The organism is Catenuloplanes indicus (genome assembly GCF_030813715.1).
GTDB lineage: Bacteria > Actinomycetota > Actinomycetes > Mycobacteriales > Micromonosporaceae > Catenuloplanes > Catenuloplanes indicus.
Window position 1 is genome coordinate 458,601 of record NZ_JAUSUZ010000001.1, and the last position, 19,178, is coordinate 477,778.

Below are 19,178 nucleotides of genomic sequence, written 5' to 3' on the forward strand. Positions count from 1 at the left end.
CCCACGGGCACGGCAGAACCCGTTCCCGGCCGCCCACGTACGGGCGGTCCGGGCGGCCGCCCGGACGACTGCGGGCCCCGGTATCGCGGAATCATCACATCACTGACACGCCGGTCGATGCCGTCTGACCGCGCCGGCGCTCAGTAGACGAAGCGGGCGACGGACGTGCGCAGCTCGTTGGACATCCGGGAGAGCTCCGCGGCGGAACGCTGGGCGTCCGCGACCGACTCGGCCGTGGTCCGGGCGTTCGCCGCGACGCTGTCGATGCTGGCGCTGATCTGCCCGGTCGCGGACGCCGCCTCGGCCACGTTGCGGTTCATCTCCGCCGTGGTCGCGGACTGCTCCTCGACCGCGGACGCGATCGTCGTGGTGTAGTCGTTGATCCGGCCGATCACCTCGGCGATCTCCCGGATCGCGGTCACCGCCTGACCGCTGTCGTTCTGGATCGCCTCCACCCGGCGGGAGATGTCCTCGGTCGCCCGCGCGGTCTCCTGCGCCAGGTCCTTGACCTCGGTCGCCACCACCGCGAAGCCCTTGCCCGCCTCGCCGGCCCGGGCGGCCTCGATCGTGGCGTTCAGCGCCAGCAGGTTCGTCTGCTCCGCGATCGACGTGATCACCTTGATCACGTCACCGATCTGCCGGGACGACTCGCCGAGCGTCGCGATCGTCTGGTTCGTCGACTCCGCGACCGCGACCGCCTGGCCGGCCACCTCCGCGGCCGCGCCCGCGCTCTGCGCGATCTCCCCGATCGCCGCACCCATCTCCTCCGACCCGGCCGCGACCGTGGTCACGCCCTGCGACACCTCCTCCGAGGCGGCCGACACCAGGCGTGCCTGGCTGGAGGCCTCGTCCGCGTTCCGGGCGATCCGGTCCGCGATCGTCGAGGTCTCCTCCGCCGCGGCCGCGAGCCCCTGCGCCGCGTTGCCCACCGAGCCGATCACCTCGCGCAACTGGGACTGTGCCCGGGTGAGCAGGCCGGCCATCCGGCCGACCTCGTCGGTGCCGGTCACGTGCGCGGTGACGGTGAGGTCGCCGCGTTCCATCGCGGCCAGCGACGTCTCCACCTGGGCCAGCGGCCGGACGATGAGCCGGGCGACGTACAGCGCCAGCGCGATCGCGATCACCAGGCCGACGACGAGCACGATGACGACCAGCCGCTCGGCCGCGTTCGCCACCGCGGTGTTGCTGTCCGCCTTCGCCTTGGCCTTCGCCGACTGGGCGGCGTTCTCCGCGTCCATCGCGTCCGCCGCGGCCGAGATGATCGGCAGGACGGTCGCGCGGTACTCGGTGGCGAAGCCCGCCGTGTCACCGCGGTCGGCCAGCGGCATCAGCGTGTTCCGGGAGATGTCCACGAATTTCGTGAAGTTGTCGGTGAACGCGGCCATCTGCGCCGGGTCGGCCGCGTACGGCAGATACTTCGCCACACCGTCGGTGACCCGCGCCTCCCGCTCGTCGATCTCCTCCTTCAGATCCGCGCGCGTGGCGGCGGAGGCGACGCCGTACTCCAGCACCCGGCCCCGCATACCCTGGTACGGCTGGTAGATCGCGGCCAGCTGCACCAGCGGGTCGACGCTGTCGGTGTAGAGCGCGCGGCTCTCCCGGTCCAGCACCTGCAACCGGCTGTAGCCGGTGTACGCGATGGCCATGGCGGCGATCGCCATCGCCACCACGATCGACAGGATCTTCGTGTTCACCGGGAGGTTCGCGAACCAGTTCCGCGACCGCGGTGCGGTGGTGCCGGCCGACATGGCGGGTCCCTTCGGTGCGTATGTACTACCGAGGCCCCATCGGACGCGACACCACCGACCTGAGCGTTTCCCGGCCGCGTTCAGCCGTGATCAGCCGTGATCAGCCGCGATCAGCCGCGACCGGTGCCGGCAGCCGCCACGGCGCCCGGGGCGGCCGCTGGTGCGGGATGCGCGGCGTGACCGGCCGGTCCCGCCGCCGCGGGTCCGCCGCCCGGTACCACTGCCGGCAGAACACCACGATCAGCGCCAGGTCGACGGCGTCCCCGCCGTAGTACATCAGCTGGGCACCCGCCCGGGCGTCCGCCGGGAGCACCCCGGCCGGCGGGTGGCCGTACAGGTGCTTGGCCAGGATCGCGTGCGCGGCCAGGAACGCGATCAGCGCGGCCGCCCGGACCCGCGGGCCGGGCCGGTGCGGCGCCGGGTCGACGCCGGCGATCGCGGCGGTGAACAGGTAACCGGCCAGCACCACATGGGCGTGCACCGCGACGTTCACCCCCGCGTGCTCGCCCATCGCCCGGTGGAGCCCGGTGAGGTAGAGCGCCCCCAGGCCGCCGCCGTTGAGCAGCGCCGCGGTCACCGGATGGGTCAGCGTGCGCACCGGGCGGCTCGCCAGCAGGTGCGACAGCGTCCGTGCGCGGGCCACCGGCAGCGCGCGCAGGGCCAGCGTGACCGGTGCGGCCAGCACCAGCAGCAGCGGGGTGATCATGCCGAGCAGCAGGTGCCCGGTCATCTGCGCGGTGAAGTCGTGGTGTGCGGCGTGCGCGGGCGGCCCGAGCAGCGCGGCGGCCGCGGCGACGTGCCCGGCGGCCCAGCAGGCGGCCCGCCCGGCCGGCCACCAGCCGCCCCGGCGGCGCACGGCGACGACGCCGAGCAGGTAGAGCAGCGCGGTGCCGAGCAGCACCGTGGCGAGACACCAGGCCGGTACCGGCGACGTCATGGTGTCCGGCGCGCGCGGACCAGCAGCGCCGCCCCGGCGGCCACCAGCAGCGCGGCGATGACGTTCCACGTCCAGTCGTAGGCGGTGAGGTCCACGTCGTACCGGATCTGGTGCAGTCCCATCACCTTGTGCTGCAGCGTGCCGTCGTAGAGCTGGAACCCACCGGAGCCGAGCAGCAGCCCGCCCCACCAGCGTGCCGCGCTGAACGCGGCCCGGCGGCGCAGGTCGGCGAGGAGGAACAGCGCCGCGACCGTGGCGAACCAGCTGAACGCGTGGAACAGCCCGTCGGAGACCAGCCCGATCGCCGGCGTGGACCGGTCGTAGAAGTGGTGCCAGTGCAGCAGCTGGTGGAAGATCACCTCGTCGGCGAACGCGGCGGTGCCGAGGCCGAGCAGCGCACCGGAGAGCACGTTGCGCCCGGTGGCCACGGCCGGCCGGGTGTCGTCGAGGCGGGCGATGGCGGGCACGGAAGGCCTCCTCCTGCGGACGGGAGGAGTCGGTATGCCCCGCTCCCCTGTGGATAAACGGCGATGCCGGGAACTGAACCGGCTCGCGGCACGACTACCCCGGCGGAGACCAGCACGTGACGCCGGTCTCCGCCGACGCCCCGGTGGTCGTGGGGAATCCGGGCGGGTCGGCTGCCCCCGCCCGGAGGCCGACGCCCTGGTGCGCCGGCGACGCCCAAGACGAGGAAACGCCGATGTCCGTCACCCCCGAGGTCACCGCGCCCGCCCCGGCCTCGACACCCGTCCCCCGTCGCGCGAACGGCGGGTCCGCGTTCGGCGCGCTGCTGCTGCGCGTGCACTTCTACGCCGGCCTGATGATCGCGCCGTTCCTGATCGTCGCGGCCGTCACCGGTCTGCTGTTCGTCTCCACGCCGACGCTCGACCGGATCATCTACGCCGACGAGCTGCTGGTCGCCGACGCCGGTGGCGACACCGTCCCGGTCTCGCAGCAGCTCGCCGCGGCCCGCGCCGCACACCCCGAGGGCACGATCACGGGGGTACGGGTGAAGGGCGGCGAATGGACCACCCACGTCGACTTCTCGGTGCCGGAGCTGGCCGCGGCCGAGAAGGTGCACACCGTCTACGTGGACCCGTACACCGGGGCGGTGACCGGGCAGCTGACCACCCAGTTCGGCTGGACGCCGCTGCAGGCCTGGCTGGACGTGCTGCATCGGGACCTGCACCTCGGCCCGGCCGGCAACCTCTACTCGGAGCTGGCCGCGAGCTGGCTGTGGGTGATCGCGCTCGGTGGGATCGTGCTGTGGTGGCGGCGCCGCCGTACCGTGCGCAAGCTCTTCGCTCCGGAACTGTCCGCCCGCAAGGGCGTGCGCCGGACCCGGGGCTGGCACGGTGCGGTCGGCGCGTGGCTGCTGGTCGGCCTGCTCGGCCTGTCCGCGACCGGTCTGACCTGGTCGAACTACGCCGGTGCGCACTTCGGGCTGCTGATCGACCAGATCAAGGGCGGCACGCCGTCCGTGTCGACCGCGCTCACCGGCGCACCGGGCGCCGAGGCCGGTGGCCACCACGGTGGCGGTGCCGTGCCGGCCACGGCCACGGACCCGGACGGGATCGACACCGCGGTCACGGTCGCCCGGGACAACGGCCTGGACGGGCCGGTCTCGATCGTGCCGCCGGCCGACGCGCGGACGGCATGGAAGGTCAGCCAGATCGACACGCAGTTCCCGGAGCGGCTGGACAGCGTCGCGGTGGACACCGCCACCGGCACGGTCACCGACCGGGTGGACCTCGCCGACTGGCCGTTCACCGCGAAGCTCACCAACTGGGGCATCAACGCGCACATGGGGCTGCTGTTCGGCCCGGTCAACCAGATCGTGCTGGCCGCGCTCGCGCTCGGGTTGCTCTGCATCATCTTCTGGGGCTACCGGATGTGGTGGCAGCGCCGGCCGACGCGGGACGGGCGCCGCGCGCTCGCCGGTGCGGCACCGGCGCGGGTGGACTGGCGCACGGTCCCGGCCTGGGCGATCGTGACCGGGATCCTGGTCGTGTTCGCGATCGGCTGGGCGCTGCCGCTGTTCGGCATCCCGCTCGCGGCCTTCGTCGTCGTCGACGCGATCGTGACCACGGTCCGCGACCGGCGCGGCAACGGGCGCGGTGACCGGGCTGAGGTTCCGGTGTCGCCGGCGCCGACGGGAAGCTGAGCCGACGCCGCCCGGCCCGGCCGGTGCGATCGCGGTCAGCGGTCACCCCGGCCGGGCCGGTACGTCGCGGAGGTCGTCCAGCTCGGCGAGGTACATCGCCTGCATGCGGGCGAAGTGCCGGGCCAGCAGCCGGACCTCACCGGCGCTGTAGCCCTCGGCCAGCTGTGCGGCCCGCGCGGCGAACCGCTCGTAGGGCCGCTCCAGCTCGGCGGCCCGCTCCGGCCGCAGTGTGACGATCACCCGCCGCCGGTCCGCCGGGTCGCGCTCGGCCGTCACGTAGCCCGCCTGCTGGAGCCGGCGCAGCATGCTGGTCACCGCGCCGGTGGTGAGGCCGGTCCGCGCCGCGACCTGCCCGGCGGTGGCGGAGCCGGCGTCGGCCAGGAAGTCCAGGCACTCCAGGTCGCTGACGGTGAGGCCGAGCCGGTCCGCGATCGTGGACCGGAACACCGTGGACAGCCGCGTCATCTCCCGCCCGGCGCGCATCAGGTCGGCGATCGCGGCGGCACGCTCATCGGGCATGCCCGCAATCATGCCTCCGGTACGGTGACCGGGTGCAGCCGCGGTAGCAGCCGGGTCAGCACCCAGTGCGGTGCGGCCGCGCCGCCGGTGAGGCGGCGCATCAGCCCGGCCGCGGTGTCCACGGCGCGGAACGCGTACGGCACCATCTCGTCCTGGTAGCCGGCGATCGCGTCCTCCACCGTCGTGCCACCGGCCCGCGCCTCGGCCAGCCGCCGGCCGAGCAGCGCCGCGTCGCGCAGCGCGGTGTTGCCGCCGTGCGCGCCGAACGGCGGCATCACGTGCACCGCGTCGCCCATCATCGTCGCGCGCGGCACCGCCCACCGGACCGGGCGCCGGCCGGTCGCGAACAGGTTGAGCACCGTGGAGTCCAGCTCGGCCGTGTCGACCAGCCGCCGGATCAGCGGGTGGAAGTCCGCGCTCATCCGGGCCGCCAGGTCCCGCAGCGCCAGCAGGTCCCCGCGGACGCCGGCGGGCACCTCCGCCTGCCGCAGCAGCAGGCCCCACATGACGTAGTCGTCGCCGGTCGGCGCGTAGCTGCCCGGGGCGAGCCGGGCGAACGCGTCCCGCGGGCTCTCGCCGAACCGCATCGAGGTGAAGAAGAACGCGCGGCCCGGCCGGTCGGCCAGCGCCAGGACCCCGCTGGTGCGCAGCGCGTCCGGGATGACGCTGACGCCGTCGCGCCGCAGCGGCGACCGGCCGTAGACGCCGGCCATCGGCGTGTTCTCCGGGCCCGCGTCCGGCATCAGCTGTGCGCGCAGCGCCGAGCCGACGCCGTCCGCGCCCACCACGACGGTCGCGCCGGCGGCACCACCGTCGGCGAACCGGAGCCGGAGCCCGGCCGGGCCGCCGTCCTCCACCGCGACCGCGGACCGGCCGTAGTGGACGCGCCCGTCCAGCCCGGAGAGCAGGATCGACCGCAGCGTGAGCCGGTCGACCTGGCGGGTCGCGTGCGGCTCGTCCTTGAACGTGATGGTGAACGCGTCCCGCAGCCGGCTGTCCGTGAAGCGCAGGTGCCCGCCGGGTTCGTCGCCGGTGGCCAGCGCCAGCCGGTGCAGCGGGCGGGGCAGGCTCTCGCGCAGCGCCGACAGCCCGTACCGGTCGAGGATGATCCGGTAGCCCTGCCGCCGGACGAACGGGCCGGGATCGCGCTCGTAGACGTGCACGTCGATGCCGGCGCGCACCAGGTACTGGGCGAGGCAGAGGCCGGAGAGGCCGGCACCGGCGATCGTCACTGAGAAGTCGGTCGATATGCCCATATGATTATCTTAATGACTAAGATGATTTGGGCAAGGCCACCGGCATGCCACTCCGGGCCGATCGGCCCTGCCGGGCGCACGCCGGGCGGCGCATGCTGCAGCCGGCAAAGGAGGCGCACATGCGTCGATGGCTGCGGGACCGGCTGTACGCGGCGAAACGCCGGATGTATCCCGATGATCGGCCCGGGCGGCTCGCCCGCTGGCTGAACCGGCTGGACGCGGCGCAGTACGGCGCCGGCCTGCTGTCCCCGCGCCGGGCGGTGACACTGGAGGTGACCGGGCGGCGCACCGGCCGGCCGATATCGGTGCCGGTCGTGGTCGCGACGCTCGGCGACGACCGCTATCTGGTCTCGATGCTCGGCGAGCGGGCCAACTGGGTGCACAACGTCCGGGCGGCCGGCGGCCGGGCCGTGCTGCGCCGGGGCCGCCGCGAGGCCGTGCTGCTGACCGAGGTGCCGGCGGAGCAGCGCCCGCCGGTGTTGCGCCGCTACCTGCGGCTCGCGCCCGGAGCGAGACCACACATGCCGATCACGGCCGGATCGTCCGAGGCCGAACTCCGTACCGCGGCATCGGCTTTTCCGGTTTTCCGGGTCCGGCCCCGCACAGCGGTACGCGGAGGGCCCCGGGGAGCCCTCCGCGATCATGGATAGCGATTCAGCACCGCGTCCAGCTGACGTTGAACAGCGTGTCCACGTCGCCCTCGCCGGTGTTCATCGACATGCTGCTGGTGTAGCCGGACGTGCCGCCGTCCACGCGCAGCTCGGTGTTGACGTTCAGGACCCGCTGCGCGGTGCAGGGCGTGTAGATCAGCACCGGCGCCACGTCCCGGGTCGACCAGAAGCCGCCGAGCGGGCCGGTGAAGGTCTCCTCGGTGCTGCTGTTCTCGGACGAGCCCTGCCAGTAGTAGTTCGTGCGCTGCAGGGCCGTCGCGCCGGAGTGCAGCCGGGCGCGGCCCCGGTACTCCGCCTCCGCGATCGCGAACGTCCACCCCGCCGGAACCGTGATCAGGACGCCGATCTGGCAGTTCTTGCGACGCTCCACCAGGGCGGCGCCGCCACCCGAGTAGGCCACGAAGTCGTAGTACCTGATCCGGAAGCCGGACTTGTCGGACTTGGTGGTCACCGACGCCGTGCCGGGCGGGCAGCCGGAGCCACTGGCGGCCAGCACCTCGACGGTGACCGCGCCCTCGGGGACGGCGGCCGCGACCTGGCCCGCGTGCGCCGGCGCGGACAGCGGCAGGGCAAGAACCGTGCCGAGTGCGGCGGCGAGAACCGCGTGCCTCGCGCCGGCGGGGTTTCTTCTCATTGCATTCCTTCCCGTCATGGTTGCGATATCAACCGGTGCCTCGCGGACGCCTCATCGCCAATCCGGCCCATCACGCGCCGCCCCGCCAAGATTCTTGTGATGGGGTACGTCAGGGCTCCGGCCGGTTGCCGCTAGAGAATGTATGCCCGACCATGCCCCTCGCACAAGCATTGGCGTTGATCGATGTTAACGATGGTGGTGAAATCGATCTATACCGCGTTCGGCCGTACGTTAGACACGCATTTGGGTCGTTTTCGAAATGCCCTTCGCGCCAACCCTAGCAAGTGGTTGGTATACCAATTCCCCCGGCCCAGCATCGCCATCCATTTACTGCACAATGGGACCAGAGTTTAAACATTGACGTTCATCTATGTCGCCTTTACCGTTGTCCCGGCGCGCGCACTGTCGTTCACCACGGAGGGAGTTCCATGCGTAAACTGCTGCAAGCCGGAACCGCACTGGCGCTGATCGCCGCCTCACTGTTCGCGGGCTCGCCCGCGTCCGCCGGAAACATCCTGGACGATCCGCCGGCCGATCACATCGTCATCGATCTCGTGGCGATGGCCGGTTCCGGCTGCCGGCCCGGCTCGGCCGCCGTCGCGGTCTCACCGGACAACACCGCGTTCACCGCGATCTACAGCGATTACCTGGCCCAGGCGGGCCCGGGCATCGCCACCACCGAGGGCCGCAAGAACTGCCAGCTCAACGTGCTGGTGCACGTTCCGCAGGGCTTCACGTTCGCGATCACCAAGGTCGACTACCGCGGGTACGGGCTGCTGCAGACCGGTGCGGTCGCCTCCCAGCGGGCCAACTACTACTTCCAGGGCATGACGCAGGGCACCTACGTCAACCACCCGATCACCGCGCCGCTGGACGACAACTGGATCGCCAGCGACGAGGTCCCGATCGCCGCGGTCGTCTGGCACCCGTGCGGCGAGCTGCGCAACCTCAACATCAACACGGAGCTGCGGGTGTCGAAGGGCACCTCGACCACCGCGAGCTTCCTGACCATGGACTCCACCGACGGCAGCATCTCCACCACCTACCACTTCGCATGGCAGCGCTGCCGGTAACACGACCGGCCCGACCGTGGCGGGGGCTCCGGGGCACCGGCGGCCCCCGCCACCGTGCGCCCGACCTCTCAGGTACCACCGCGCACTGCCGATGTCCTGGGTGAGGCATGCCTGACGGTCTCGGCACGACTGTTGACGAAGAGCGGCACGGGACAGTAGATGAGCTTCGGGACGTCGCTGGTCCGTACGATCGCGTTCGCGCTCGTATACGCCGGCGCGACGTACGCCGGCCGGCTGACGGTGCTGGACGAGACGAATCTGAGCCTGGTCTGGCCGGCCGCCGGGGTGTCCGCCCTGTGGCTGCTGGTGCAGTACGACTCCCGGTGGCGGATCCTGGACCTCGCGGCGCTGGCCGCGGTCACCGTCGTGATCAACATGGCGACCGGCGCGCCCGCCACGCTGGCGCTGTGGTTCGTCGCCGCCAACCTCGTACAGGCGTCGGTCTTCGCCTGGCTGTTCCGGCGGTGGCTGCCCCGGCTGTGGGGCGGCGGGGGCCACCGGCCGCTGGCGCGGCTGGCCGAGCTGTGGCGCCTGCTCACCGCCGCCTTCGCCGGCACCGTGTGCGGCGCGGCGCTCGGGCCGACCGGGGTATGGGTGGTCAACGGCTTCTACTCGTGGCCGGCGACCGCGGTGTGGCTGACCCGCAACACGGTGAGCATCCTGCTGATCGGCGCGGCCGGCATCCGCCTCGGCCAGCTCGTGCACGCCCGGCGCCGGGACCCGGCCCGGCGCCCGGTCTGGCACCACTGGCGGGACGTTCCGCCGCGCCGCCGGCTGGAGTACCTGTTCGTCGTGCTGCTCTCCGCCGCGGTCTACACCGCCGTGTTCGGCGTCGACCACCGGCTGCCACTGGCGTTCACCGTCTTCGTGCTGACCGTGTGGGCCGCCCAGCGGCTGCACACCACGTTCGTGGTGCTGCACGACCTGGCGTTCGGCACGCTGGCGGTGCTGTTCACGCTGCACGGCACCGGCGTCTTCGCCCACATCCCCTCGCACGCCGCCCGGGCGCTGGTCGCACAGGCGTTCGTCGGCGTCATCGCGGTGGTCGGCCTGGCGCTGGCGCTGGGCCGGGACGAGCGGGCCGCCCTGGTCAGGCAGGTCCGCTCGGCCGAGCACGCCGCGGGCCGGCAGGCCGGGATGCTGAGCGCCATCGTCGAGTCGATGGCCGAGGGCCTCACCGTCGTCGACGAGGACGGCCGGTTCCTGTTGCGCAACCCGGCGGTGAGCCGGCTCGCCGGCGGCGTCACGAGCGACACCGGCCGGATGGCGCAGCCCGGCTACTACGGCCTGTTCCATCCGGACGGCCGGCCGCTGGCCCCGGACGAGATGCCCTACCGGCGGGCCCTCAACGGCGCGGGCGTGCGGAACATGGACATCCTGATCCGCAACCCCGGCGTACCGGACGGCCGGCTGCTCAGCGTCAGTTCCACCGCGCTGCCCGACGGCACCGACGGCCGCCGCTACGCGGTCACCGTGTTCCACGACGTGACCGCGGAGCGACGGCACCGAGACGAGCTCGCCTCGTTCGCCGGCACCGTCGCGCACGACCTGCAGAACCCGCTCACCACGGTCGAGGGGTGGAGCGAGGAACTCGCCGAGACCCTCGCCGAGCGCGGTGACCACCCGGCCACGGCCGAGATGACGGACGCGACGCGGCGCATCCGGCGAGCCGCTGCCCGCATGCGCAACCTGATCAACGACCTGCTGGCGTACACCACCGCGCGCGACGCCACGCTCCAGCCGACCGTGGTGAACCTGCACGAGCTGGCCGGCGACATCGCCACCGCCCGCATCGACCAGGCGGAGAGCAACGGTACCCCGGTACCCACGTTCGACATCGGCGCGCTGGACCACGTGTACGCCGACCCGGTGCTGGTCCGGCAGCTGCTGGAGAACCTGATCGGCAACGCCGTCAAGTACACCGCGCCCGGCGTGACGCCGCGGATCGGCGTCGGCACCGCCCGCGCGGACGGGCGCGTCACCGTGACCGTCGACGACAACGGCATCGGCATCCCGCTCGATCAGCGGAAGTCGGTCTTCGACAACTTCCACCGCGCCCACCTCGGCGGCGGATACCACGGCACGGGTCTCGGCCTGGGCATCTGCAAACGCATCGTGGAACGCCACGGCGGCACGATCAGCGCCACCGGCAATCCCACGGGCACCGGTGCCCGCATCGTGCTCACGCTGCCCGCGGACGCGATCACCGTACCTGCCGAGCCCGTGACCGAGGACCCGGCGCCCGAGCCCGGCCCGGCTCCGCAGCCCGGCCCGGCCCCGGCGCCCGGCCCCGCCCCCGGACCGGCCCCCGGCCCCGCACGGCCGCCCGCGCCGTCGTTCGAGCGCGCCGCCGGCCTGGTCCTGGACTACCTGCACGAACGGATGCCGCTGGCGTTCTGGTCGGTCACCCGCGTGGAGAACGGCCGGCAGACCTACCTCTACCTCGACGCCGACAACGGCTACGGGCTCCGGCAGGGGCAGAGTCACCCCTGGGAGCAGAGCTACTGCATCCACATGGCCGCCGGTACCGCACCCGCGGTCGCGCTGGACGCACGCCAGGTGCCGGCCTACGCGAACGCCGGCGTCAACGCGCTGCTCGAGATCGGCACCTACGCCGGCGCGGTCATCACCGAGCCGGACGGGAGCCTGTTCGGTGCCATCTGCGGGCTCGACCCGGCCAATCACACCGGCGACCCGCGGATGGCCGACGCGGAGCCGCTGCTCGCGCTGCTCGGCCGGCTGCTGACCGTCGCACTGGCCGCGGACCGCGCGCGGGGCTGAGCCGGCGCGCGCCGCACCCCGGGGGTCACCCCACGGAGGGTCCGCACACCGGCCCTCGTCACGAGGGTGCCGGAGGATGTGCGAAAGTCGGCTGGCCGGGTATGACACCACCGGCCAGGACAGGGGGTAGCGGTGACCGGCGATCTCTTCGCCTCCGGCGGCGAGACCGGGCGGCTGATGGCCGCCCTCGACTGGGCGCGCACCGACCTCGGTCCGGTGTCCGGCTGGCCGCAGAGCCTGCGCGCGGCGGTGCGGATCGTGCTCTCCTCGCGGTACCCGATGCTGCTGCTCTGGGGCTCGGACTTCACCCAGCTGTACAACGACGCCTACTCCGCGCTGATCGGTGACCGGCACCCGGCCGCGCTCGGCCTGGACGTGCGGATCACGCTCGCCGAGGGCTGGGACGTACTCCGGCCGCTGATCAGCGAGGCGATGGCCACCGGCGTCGCCAGCTGGGTGCCGGCGCTGCAACTGCTGCTCAACCGGTCCGGCTACCGCGAGGAGGCGTACTTCAGCGTCTCGCACGCGCCGGCCCGCGACGACGACGGCGTCACGGTCGGCGTGCTCACGGTGTGCAGCGAGGTCACCGAACAGGTCGTCGGCGAACGCCGGCTGCGGCTGCTGCGCGAACTCTCCGCCGGCGGCGCGCTGGACGACGTCGACCGCACCTGCGCCGGCCTGTGCGACGCGATCGGCGAGCACCCGCTCGATGTGCCGTTCGCCGCCGTCTACCTGCGCGAGGGTGGCGTCCTGCGCCGCGTCGCGACCACCGGCGCCGCCGCCCGGGCGCTGCCGGCCGAGATCCACGATCACGACCACTGGGGGGTACGGGCGGCAGCCGCGACCGGCGAGGTCCAGGTGACCGATGTCGGCGGCCGGATCACCGTCCCCGCCGGGCCGTGGAACGATCCGGTCCGGGTCACGCTGGCCCAGCCGCTGCCGGCCGCCGGGCCGGGCGAGCCGGTCGGCGTGCTGCTGGCCGGGGTCAGCCCGAGCCGTGCGCTGGACGACACGTACCGGTCGTTCTTCGCCCTGCTCGGCCAGCAGGTCGCGGTCGCGGTCCGGACCGCACGCGCCTACCAGGAGGAACGCGCCCGGGCCGCCGCGCTGGCCGAGCTGGACCGGGCCAAGACGGACTTCTTCACGAACGTCAGCCACGAGTTCCGTACCCCGCTGACGCTGATGCTCGGCCCGCTGGCCGACGCGCTCGCCGACCCGGCCGCGCCGCTCGACCCGGTCCAGCGCCAACGCGTGGACACCGCGTGGCGTAACGCCGGCCGGATGCTGTCCCTGGTCAACGACCTGCTGACGTTCTCCAGCGTCGAGGCCGGCCGTGCCCGGGCGAACCCGGCCGGGCTGGACCTGCCGGCCGTCACCCGCGAACTCACCGCCGTCTTCCGCGCCGCGGTCGAACGCGCCGGCCTGCGGCTCGTCGTCGACTGCCCGCCGCTGCCCCGGCCGGTCGCGGTCGACCCGGAGCACTGGGAGCGGATCGTCACCAACCTGCTCTCCAACGCGCTCAAGTTCACGTTCGTCGGCGAGATACGGGTGGCCCTGCACGCCGGCCCGGACGCGGTCCGCCTGACGGTCGGCGACACCGGCATCGGCGTCGACCCGGCGGAGCTGCCGCACCTGTTCGACCGCTTCCACCGGGTACGCGGCGCGCGGTCGCGCAGCCACGAGGGCACCGGGATCGGGCTGGCCCTGGTACGCGAGCTGACCCGGTTGCAGGGCGGGGACGTGACCGTGGACAGCACGCCGGGCAAGGGCACCACGTTCACCGTGACGCTGCCGTGGGCGGCCGTCGACGCGACGGACGTGCCGCGGACGGCGGACCCGCAGCCGCTGGCGGCGGCACGGGCGGCGGTCCGCGAGGCCACGGGCTGGCTCGACGACCACAACGTCCCCGGCACCGCTTCCGGCACCGCCGCTGGTGCCGGCACCGCCGCTGGTGCGGGCACCGCCACGGAATCGGCCGGCGGCGGGTCCGAGGTGCGGATCCTGGTCGCGGACGACAACGCCGACATGCGCGCGTATCTGACCCGGCTGCTGACCGCGCAGGGCTGGTCGGTGCGGACCGCCGGTGACGGCGAGGCCGCGCTGCGGTCGATCCGGGCCGACCTGCCCGACCTGCTGATCACCGACGTGATGATGCCCCGCTCCGACGGGTTCACGCTGGTCCGGGCGCTGCGCCGGGAGGAGGCCACCCGCCGCCTGCCGATCCTGATGCTGTCCGCGCGCGCGGGCGAGGATTCCGGCGTCGAGGGCTTCGACGCCGGCGCCGACGACTACATCGTCAAGCCGTTCACCGCCGCCGACCTGATCGCCCGGGTCCGCACCGGCCTCCGCCTGGCCGGCCTCTCCACCGCGGCGGGGCCACGGCCGGCCGCCCCGGCCGGATCCGCCACCGCGCCCCCCGGCCCCGCCGCGGCGCCCGATCGCAACGAGGCCACTGATCGCGTCGCGGCGGCCGGTACCGCCGGCGCGACGGCCCCGGCGGGCGCCGCCGGTCCCCCGGCGGCGGTCACGGCCCGCACCGCCGATGCCCCCGGAACCGGTCACCCGGGGGCGGCCGGTTCGGAAACGGAGGTTGCCGGGCGGGCCGTTGTCATACCCGGTCAGGCCGCGTCCGCACCGGCCCCTCCGGCCGCCGGGTCCGGTGGCGGGCTGCCGGACGCCGACGTCGTCTGGATCTACCCGCTGGCGCCGAGTGCCGCCGGGGCCGTCCGCAACGATCTGCGTGCGGTGCTGCCCGAGGACACAATCGATCCCGACCTGCTCTACGACCTGCAGATCGCCGCGACCGAGGCGGTCAACAACGCGGTCGAGCATGCCCAGCAGCCCAGCCGGCCGCACATCGAGGTCCGGCTCCGGGCCCGGGACGGTCTGATCCGGATCGAGGTCCAGGACTTCGGCACCTGGCGGGCCCGTCCGCCGGCCCGTGACCGGGGCCGCGGCGCGGTCCTGATGAACGCGTTCGGCGACGTCCAGGTCACCCCCTCCTCCACCGGCACCCTGGTCACCATCGAACGCCGCTGGAGGGCCTGATCCGCCGCGGTCTCCGTACCGGGGCGTGTGCCGGTGGCCCGCGTCCGGTGTGGCCGCCGGCCACCGCGACCGGGCGGGGTGAGCCGCCGAAGCCGATCGTGCGGTAGTCCCTCCGGACCGGCATCCGTCGATCCGACCGTCCCTCCGCGGGGTGTGCCGCGGCAGGGCCGAAGGTCCCACCGGCGGGTACCGGTCGCCGCTGACCGAATCGCGGCCCCGCGACGAGGCTGGGAACCGGCACCGATCAACGAGGGTGGAGTGATCCGGATGACGACCGACGCGGTCATCGACGTCCTGGTCGGGCACGGGCTGAAGGCCCTTGCCGACTACGACGGTTTCACGCAGGAGCAGATCGACGAGATCGTGAAGAAGGCGTCCGTGGCCGCGCTGAGCCGGCACGCGGACCTGGCCGGGCGGGCGGTCGCGGAGACCGGGCGCGGCGTGTTCGAGGACAAGGCCGTGAAGAACATCTTCGCGTGCGAGCACGTCACGAACCACATGGCCGGTGTCCGTACGGTCGGGGTGATCAACCGCGACGACGTCGCCGGGGTCACCGAGATCGCGGAGCCGGTCGGCGTGGTCGCCGCGGTCACGCCGGTGACGAACCCGACGTCGACCACGATCTTCAAGGCGCTGCTGGCGCTGAAGACCCGCAACCCGGTGATCTTCGCGTTCCACCCGTCGGCGCAGGAGTGCAGCGCGGAGGCGGCCCGGGTGGTGCGGGACGCGGCGGTCGCGGCGGGCGCGCCGGAGCACTGCATACAGTGGATCACCGAGCCGTCGGTGGCGGCGACGGCGGCGCTGATGCACCACGACGGCGTGTCGGTCATCCTGGCCACCGGCGGGAACGCGATGGTCCGGGCCGCGTACTCGGCCGGGAAGCCGGCGCTCGGCGTCGGCGCGGGCAACGTACCGGCGTACATCGAGAAGTCGGCGGACCTGAAGCGGGCGGTCAACGACGTCGTGCTCTCGAAGAGCTTCGACAACGGCATGATCTGCGCGTCCGAGCAGGCGGTGATCGTCGACGAGCCGATCCTGGCGGCCGCGCTGGACGAGTTCCGGGCGTTGCACGCGCACGTGGCGACGCCGGAGCAGAAGACCGCGCTGGAGAAGCTGATGTTCGGTGTCGCGGCGGACGGCACCGACTGTGCCGGCGCGAAGCTCAACGCCTCGGTGGTCGGCAAGAGCCCGGTGTGGATCGCGGAGCAGGCCGGCTTCGAGGTGCCGCCGGACACCTCGATCATCATCGTGCCGGTCGGCGCGGTCGGCCCGGCCGAACCGCTGACCCGGGAGAAGCTGTGCCCGGTGCTGGCGCTGCTCACCGCACGCGACACCGAGGACGGCATCCGGTTCGCCGAGCAGATGGTCGAGTTCCACGGGCTGGGGCACTCCGCGGTCGTCCACACCGCGTCCGGCGAACTCGCCGAGGCGTACGGCCGGCGGGTCAAGGCGGTGCGGATCATCTGGAACGCGCCGGCGTCGCAGGGCGGCATCGGCGACATGTACAACGCGTTCCTGCCCTCGCTCACGCTCGGCTGCGGCAGCTACGGCCGCAACTCGGTCTCGCACAACGTCACGGCGGTGGATCTCATCAACATCAAGCGCGTCGGGCGGCGCACCAACAACCTGCAGTGGTTCAAGGTGCCGCCGAAGATCTACTTCGAGCCGAACGCGATCCGGTACCTGGCCGACATGCCGGACGTGCACCGGGTCACGGTGGTCACCGACCACACCATGACCAGGCTCGGGTACGTCGACCGGGTCATCTCCGTGCTGCACCGCCGCCCGGAGCGGGTCGCGCTGCAGATCATCGACGACGTCGAGCCGGAGCCGAGCGTGGCCACGGTGGACCGCGGCGCGGAGCTGATGCGCTCGTTCCGGCCGGACACGATCATCGCGCTCGGCGGCGGCTCCGCGATGGACGCGGCCAAGGTCATGTGGCTGCGCTACGAGCACCCGGAGGTCGTGTTCGCCGACATGCGGGAGAAGTTCTTCGACATCCGCAAGCGCGCGTTCAAGTTCCCCACGCTGGGCGACCTGGCGAAACTCGTCTGCATCCCGACCACGTCCGGCACCGGCGCCGAGGTCACTCCGTTCGCCGTGATCACCGACACCGCGACCGGCAAGAAGTACCCGCTCGCGGACTACGCGCTCACGCCGAGCGTCGCGGTGGTCGACCCGGTGCTGGCCGCGGACCTGCCGGCCGTGGTCACCGCGGACAGCGGCTTCGACGCGCTCACCCACGCGATCGAGTCGTACGTGTCCGTCTACGCCAGCGACTTCACCGACGGCCTCGCGCTGCACGCGATCCGGCTGATCTTCGGCCACCTGTCCCGGGCGGTGCACGGCGGGGCCTCGGACCCGGTGGCGCGGGAGCGCATGCACAACGCCGGCACGATCGCGGGCATGGCGTTCGGCAGCGCGTTCCTCGGCATCGTGCACGCCATGTCGCACACGCTCGGCGCCACGTTCCACGTCGCGCACGGCCGTACCAACGCGATCCTGCTCCCGCACGTGATCCGCTACAACGGCAGCACACCGTCGAAGCTGACCGGCTGGCCGAAGTACGAGAGCTACCGGGCGCCGGAGCGCTTCCAGCAGATCGCGCAGATGCTCGGGCTGCCCGCCGCCACCCCGGCCGAGGGCGTGGAGTCCCTCGCGGCCGCGATCGAACGGCTGCGCGACGAGGTCGGCATTCCCCGCTCGTTCCGGGCAGCCGGCGTGGACGAGCGCGCGTTCCTGGACTCGCTGCCGCAGCAGGCGCTCAACGCCTACGAGGACCAGTGCGCACCGGCCAACCCCCGCATGCCGATGCTGGACGACATGCGGGAGCTGATGCGCACCGCGTACTACGGCGACCGGGCCGCGGCCGCCGAGCAGCGCGCACCCCGCCCGCGGAAGGCACGGGCCGCGTCGTAGGCACGCTCACGGGCGCGGCCGCACCCGGCCGCGCCCGTACCCGGCGATGCAGGTCAGACGCCGGGGAGGCCGGCGAGGCCGGCCGCGAGGCCGAGCGCGCCGCAGACCGCGAGCACGCGCAGCACGGACCACTTCCGCCAGAAGATCAGCGCGACCGCGACGACCGTGATGGCCATCGGCACAGGCCGGAGCGTGCCGGGATCGGGCAGCGTGAGGTGGACGATGCCGGCGTCCAGATCACGGGTGCGGGCGAACAGCGTGTGCAGCGCGAAGTACAGGCCGAGATTCGCGATCACGCCGACGACCGCGGCGGTGATGCCGGTCAGCGCGGCCGAGATCGCCCGGTTGCCGCGCAGCCGCTCGATGTACGGCGCGCCGAGCAGCACGAACAGGAAGCACGGCACGAACGTCACCCAGGTGGTCAGCAGCGACGCCGCGACACCGGCGGTCCACGGGTCGAGCGGGCCCGGGTCATGGTACGCACCGAGGAACGCGACGAACTGCACCACCATGATCAGCGGGCCGGGTGTGCTCTCCGCGAGTGCGAGCCCGCGAACCATGTCACCGGCGGTCAGCCAGCCGTAGTGCTCGACCGCGCGCTGCGCCACGAACGCCAGCACCGCGTACGCGCCGCCGAACGTGACGACCGCGGTGCCGGAGAAGAAGAGCCCCTGCCGGGTGTAGACGCTGTCGCCGCCGGTGGCCAGCGCGAACGCGGCGACCGGCGCGAACCAGGCGATCAGGCCCACGGTGAGGACGGTGGCGGTCCGCCGGGCGGACGGCCGCTCGTGGTGCAGCGCGTCGTCGGAGATCAGCGGTTGCGGGCCGTCCGACGCGGCGCCGTGGCCGCCGCCGGTGGTGACCAGCCGCGGGCGCCACCGGTGCAGTGCCCAGCCGGCCAGCGCCGCGGCCGCGACGACGACCGGGAACGGCGTACCGAACACGGCCAGCGCGGCGAACGCGGCGACCGCGAAGCCGACCAGCACCCGGTTCGCCAGCGCCCGGCCGCCGACCCGCCAGACGGCCTGGGCGACGATCGCCACCACGGCCGGGCCGAGCCCGGCGAACAGTGCGGTCACCACGGTGGTGTCCCCGTAGGCGACGTAGACGCCGGACAGCGCGAGCAGCGCCACCACGCCCGGAAGGACGAACAGCGTGCCGGCCACCAGCCCGCCGCGCAGGCCGTTGAGCAGCCAGCCGACGTAGATCGCCAGCTGCTGCGCCTCCGGCCCGGGCAGCAGCATGCAGTAGTTGAGCGCGTGCAGGAACCGCTGCTGCCCGATCCAGCGGCGCTCGTCGACCAGGTGGTGCTGCATCACCGCGATCTGCCCGGCCGGGCCGCCGAAGGTCTGCAGCGAGATGGCGAACCAGGCGCGCACGGCCTGGCCGAACGGCACCACGTCGGTGCGGGGCGCGGTCGTCGTCATG

Annotated in this window: 13 protein-coding genes; 6 read left to right on the forward strand and 7 right to left on the reverse strand. The window is 73.2% G+C overall.

Translation table 11 applies throughout. The annotated features are described in order from the left end of the window. Positions 1-140 precede the first annotated feature (140 nt). The 3 genes from J2S42_RS02475 to J2S42_RS02485 all read right to left on the reverse strand — a co-directional run bounded on the left by J2S42_RS02475 (position 141) and on the right by J2S42_RS02485 (position 3,152). On the reverse strand, positions 141-1,748 hold the full coding sequence (locus J2S42_RS02475; protein WP_307234767.1) for a methyl-accepting chemotaxis protein: 1,608 nt from the start codon (positions 1,746-1,748) through the stop codon (positions 141-143). A 100-nt stretch (positions 1,749-1,848) separates the two neighbouring features. Continuing rightward, the gene (locus J2S42_RS02480) at positions 1,849-2,685 is read right to left on the reverse strand and encodes a cytochrome c oxidase assembly protein (RefSeq protein ID WP_307234769.1); all 837 of its coding nucleotides are present in this window, start codon (positions 2,683-2,685) and stop codon (positions 1,849-1,851) included. Further along, positions 2,682-3,152, reverse strand: a complete 471-nt coding sequence (locus J2S42_RS02485; protein WP_307234771.1) for a DUF2243 domain-containing protein — start codon at positions 3,150-3,152, stop codon at positions 2,682-2,684. The genes J2S42_RS02480 and J2S42_RS02485 overlap by 4 nt, the downstream gene beginning before the upstream one ends. Positions 3,153-3,385: 233 nt before the next feature. On the opposite strand from J2S42_RS02485, the gene J2S42_RS02490 reads away from it, so the two are divergent. Next, positions 3,386-4,849: a PepSY-associated TM helix domain-containing protein gene (locus tag J2S42_RS02490; protein WP_307234773.1), complete on the forward strand. Its 1,464-nt coding sequence runs from the start codon at positions 3,386-3,388 to the stop codon at positions 4,847-4,849. A 42-nt stretch (positions 4,850-4,891) separates the two neighbouring features. Here the strand turns inward: J2S42_RS02490 and J2S42_RS02495 are convergent, their stop codons facing one another. Together J2S42_RS02495 and J2S42_RS02500 are read right to left on the reverse strand one after the other, a co-directional pair. Then, the gene (locus tag J2S42_RS02495; protein WP_307234775.1) at positions 4,892-5,368 is read right to left on the reverse strand and encodes a MarR family winged helix-turn-helix transcriptional regulator; all 477 of its coding nucleotides are present in this window, start codon (positions 5,366-5,368) and stop codon (positions 4,892-4,894) included. A gap of 8 nt (positions 5,369-5,376) precedes the next feature. Further along, positions 5,377-6,624: an FAD-dependent oxidoreductase gene (locus J2S42_RS02500; protein ID WP_307234776.1), complete on the reverse strand. Its 1,248-nt coding sequence runs from the start codon at positions 6,622-6,624 to the stop codon at positions 5,377-5,379. Positions 6,625-6,743: 119 nt separating this feature from the next. Here J2S42_RS02500 and J2S42_RS02505 point away from each other — a divergent pair, with 119 nt between their 5' ends. Continuing rightward, the gene (locus J2S42_RS02505) at positions 6,744-7,274 is read left to right on the forward strand and encodes a nitroreductase family deazaflavin-dependent oxidoreductase (RefSeq protein WP_307234778.1); all 531 of its coding nucleotides are present in this window, start codon (positions 6,744-6,746) and stop codon (positions 7,272-7,274) included. 4 nt (positions 7,275-7,278) lie between these two features. On the opposite strand, the gene J2S42_RS02510 is transcribed toward J2S42_RS02505, so the two are convergent. Then, positions 7,279-7,929, reverse strand: coding sequence for a DUF4360 domain-containing protein (locus J2S42_RS02510; RefSeq protein WP_307234780.1), 651 nt, complete (start codon positions 7,927-7,929; stop codon positions 7,279-7,281). Positions 7,930-8,357: 428 nt separating this feature from the next. Between J2S42_RS02510 and J2S42_RS02515 the strand changes: the two genes are divergently transcribed. The 4 genes from J2S42_RS02515 to adhE all read left to right on the forward strand — a co-directional run bounded on the left by J2S42_RS02515 (position 8,358) and on the right by adhE (position 17,750). Beyond that, positions 8,358-9,002 carry a DUF4360 domain-containing protein gene (locus J2S42_RS02515; RefSeq protein ID WP_307234781.1) on the forward strand — a complete coding sequence of 215 codons (645 nt, stop codon included), beginning with the start codon at positions 8,358-8,360 and terminating at the stop codon, positions 9,000-9,002. A gap of 159 nt (positions 9,003-9,161) precedes the next feature. After that, the gene (locus J2S42_RS02520) at positions 9,162-11,783 is read left to right on the forward strand and encodes an ATP-binding protein (RefSeq protein WP_307234783.1); all 2,622 of its coding nucleotides are present in this window, start codon (positions 9,162-9,164) and stop codon (positions 11,781-11,783) included. A 132-nt stretch (positions 11,784-11,915) separates the two neighbouring features. Beyond that, positions 11,916-14,831, forward strand: coding sequence for an ATP-binding protein (locus tag J2S42_RS02525; RefSeq protein WP_307234786.1), 2,916 nt, complete (start codon positions 11,916-11,918; stop codon positions 14,829-14,831). 267 nt (positions 14,832-15,098) lie between these two features. Further along, complete coding sequence (adhE, locus tag J2S42_RS02530) at positions 15,099-17,750, forward strand: bifunctional acetaldehyde-CoA/alcohol dehydrogenase (RefSeq protein WP_307234788.1); 2,652 nt, start codon at positions 15,099-15,101, stop codon at positions 17,748-17,750. A gap of 53 nt (positions 17,751-17,803) precedes the next feature. On the opposite strand, the gene chrA is transcribed toward adhE, so the two are convergent. Next, positions 17,804-19,177: a chromate efflux transporter gene (chrA, locus tag J2S42_RS02535; protein ID WP_307234790.1), complete on the reverse strand. Its 1,374-nt coding sequence runs from the start codon at positions 19,175-19,177 to the stop codon at positions 17,804-17,806. Between the last annotated feature and the right edge of the window lies 1 nt (position 19,178).

Bases quoted from the DNA above. Each gene is read 5' to 3' on its own strand.
- J2S42_RS02475 (WP_307234767.1), bottom strand. From the start codon at position 1,748: ATGTCGGCCGGCACCACCGCACCGCGGTCGCGGAACTGGTTCGCGAAC.
- J2S42_RS02480 (WP_307234769.1), bottom strand. From the start codon at position 2,685: ATGACGTCGCCGGTACCGGCCTGGTGTCTCGCCACGGTGCTGCTCGGC.
- J2S42_RS02490 (WP_307234773.1), top strand. From the start codon at position 3,386: ATGTCCGTCACCCCCGAGGTCACCGCGCCCGCCCCGGCCTCGACACCC.
- J2S42_RS02495 (WP_307234775.1), bottom strand. From the start codon at position 5,368: ATGCCCGATGAGCGTGCCGCCGCGATCGCCGACCTGATGCGCGCCGGG.
- J2S42_RS02500 (WP_307234776.1), bottom strand. From the start codon at position 6,624: ATGGGCATATCGACCGACTTCTCAGTGACGATCGCCGGTGCCGGCCTC.
- J2S42_RS02505 (WP_307234778.1), top strand. From the start codon at position 6,744: ATGCGTCGATGGCTGCGGGACCGGCTGTACGCGGCGAAACGCCGGATG.
- J2S42_RS02510 (WP_307234780.1), bottom strand. From the start codon at position 7,929: ATGAGAAGAAACCCCGCCGGCGCGAGGCACGCGGTTCTCGCCGCCGCA.
- J2S42_RS02515 (WP_307234781.1), top strand. From the start codon at position 8,358: ATGCGTAAACTGCTGCAAGCCGGAACCGCACTGGCGCTGATCGCCGCC.
- J2S42_RS02520 (WP_307234783.1), top strand. From the start codon at position 9,162: ATGAGCTTCGGGACGTCGCTGGTCCGTACGATCGCGTTCGCGCTCGTA.
- adhE (WP_307234788.1), top strand. From the start codon at position 15,099: ATGACGACCGACGCGGTCATCGACGTCCTGGTCGGGCACGGGCTGAAG.
- chrA (WP_307234790.1), bottom strand. From the start codon at position 19,177: ATGACGACGACCGCGCCCCGCACCGACGTGGTGCCGTTCGGCCAGGCC.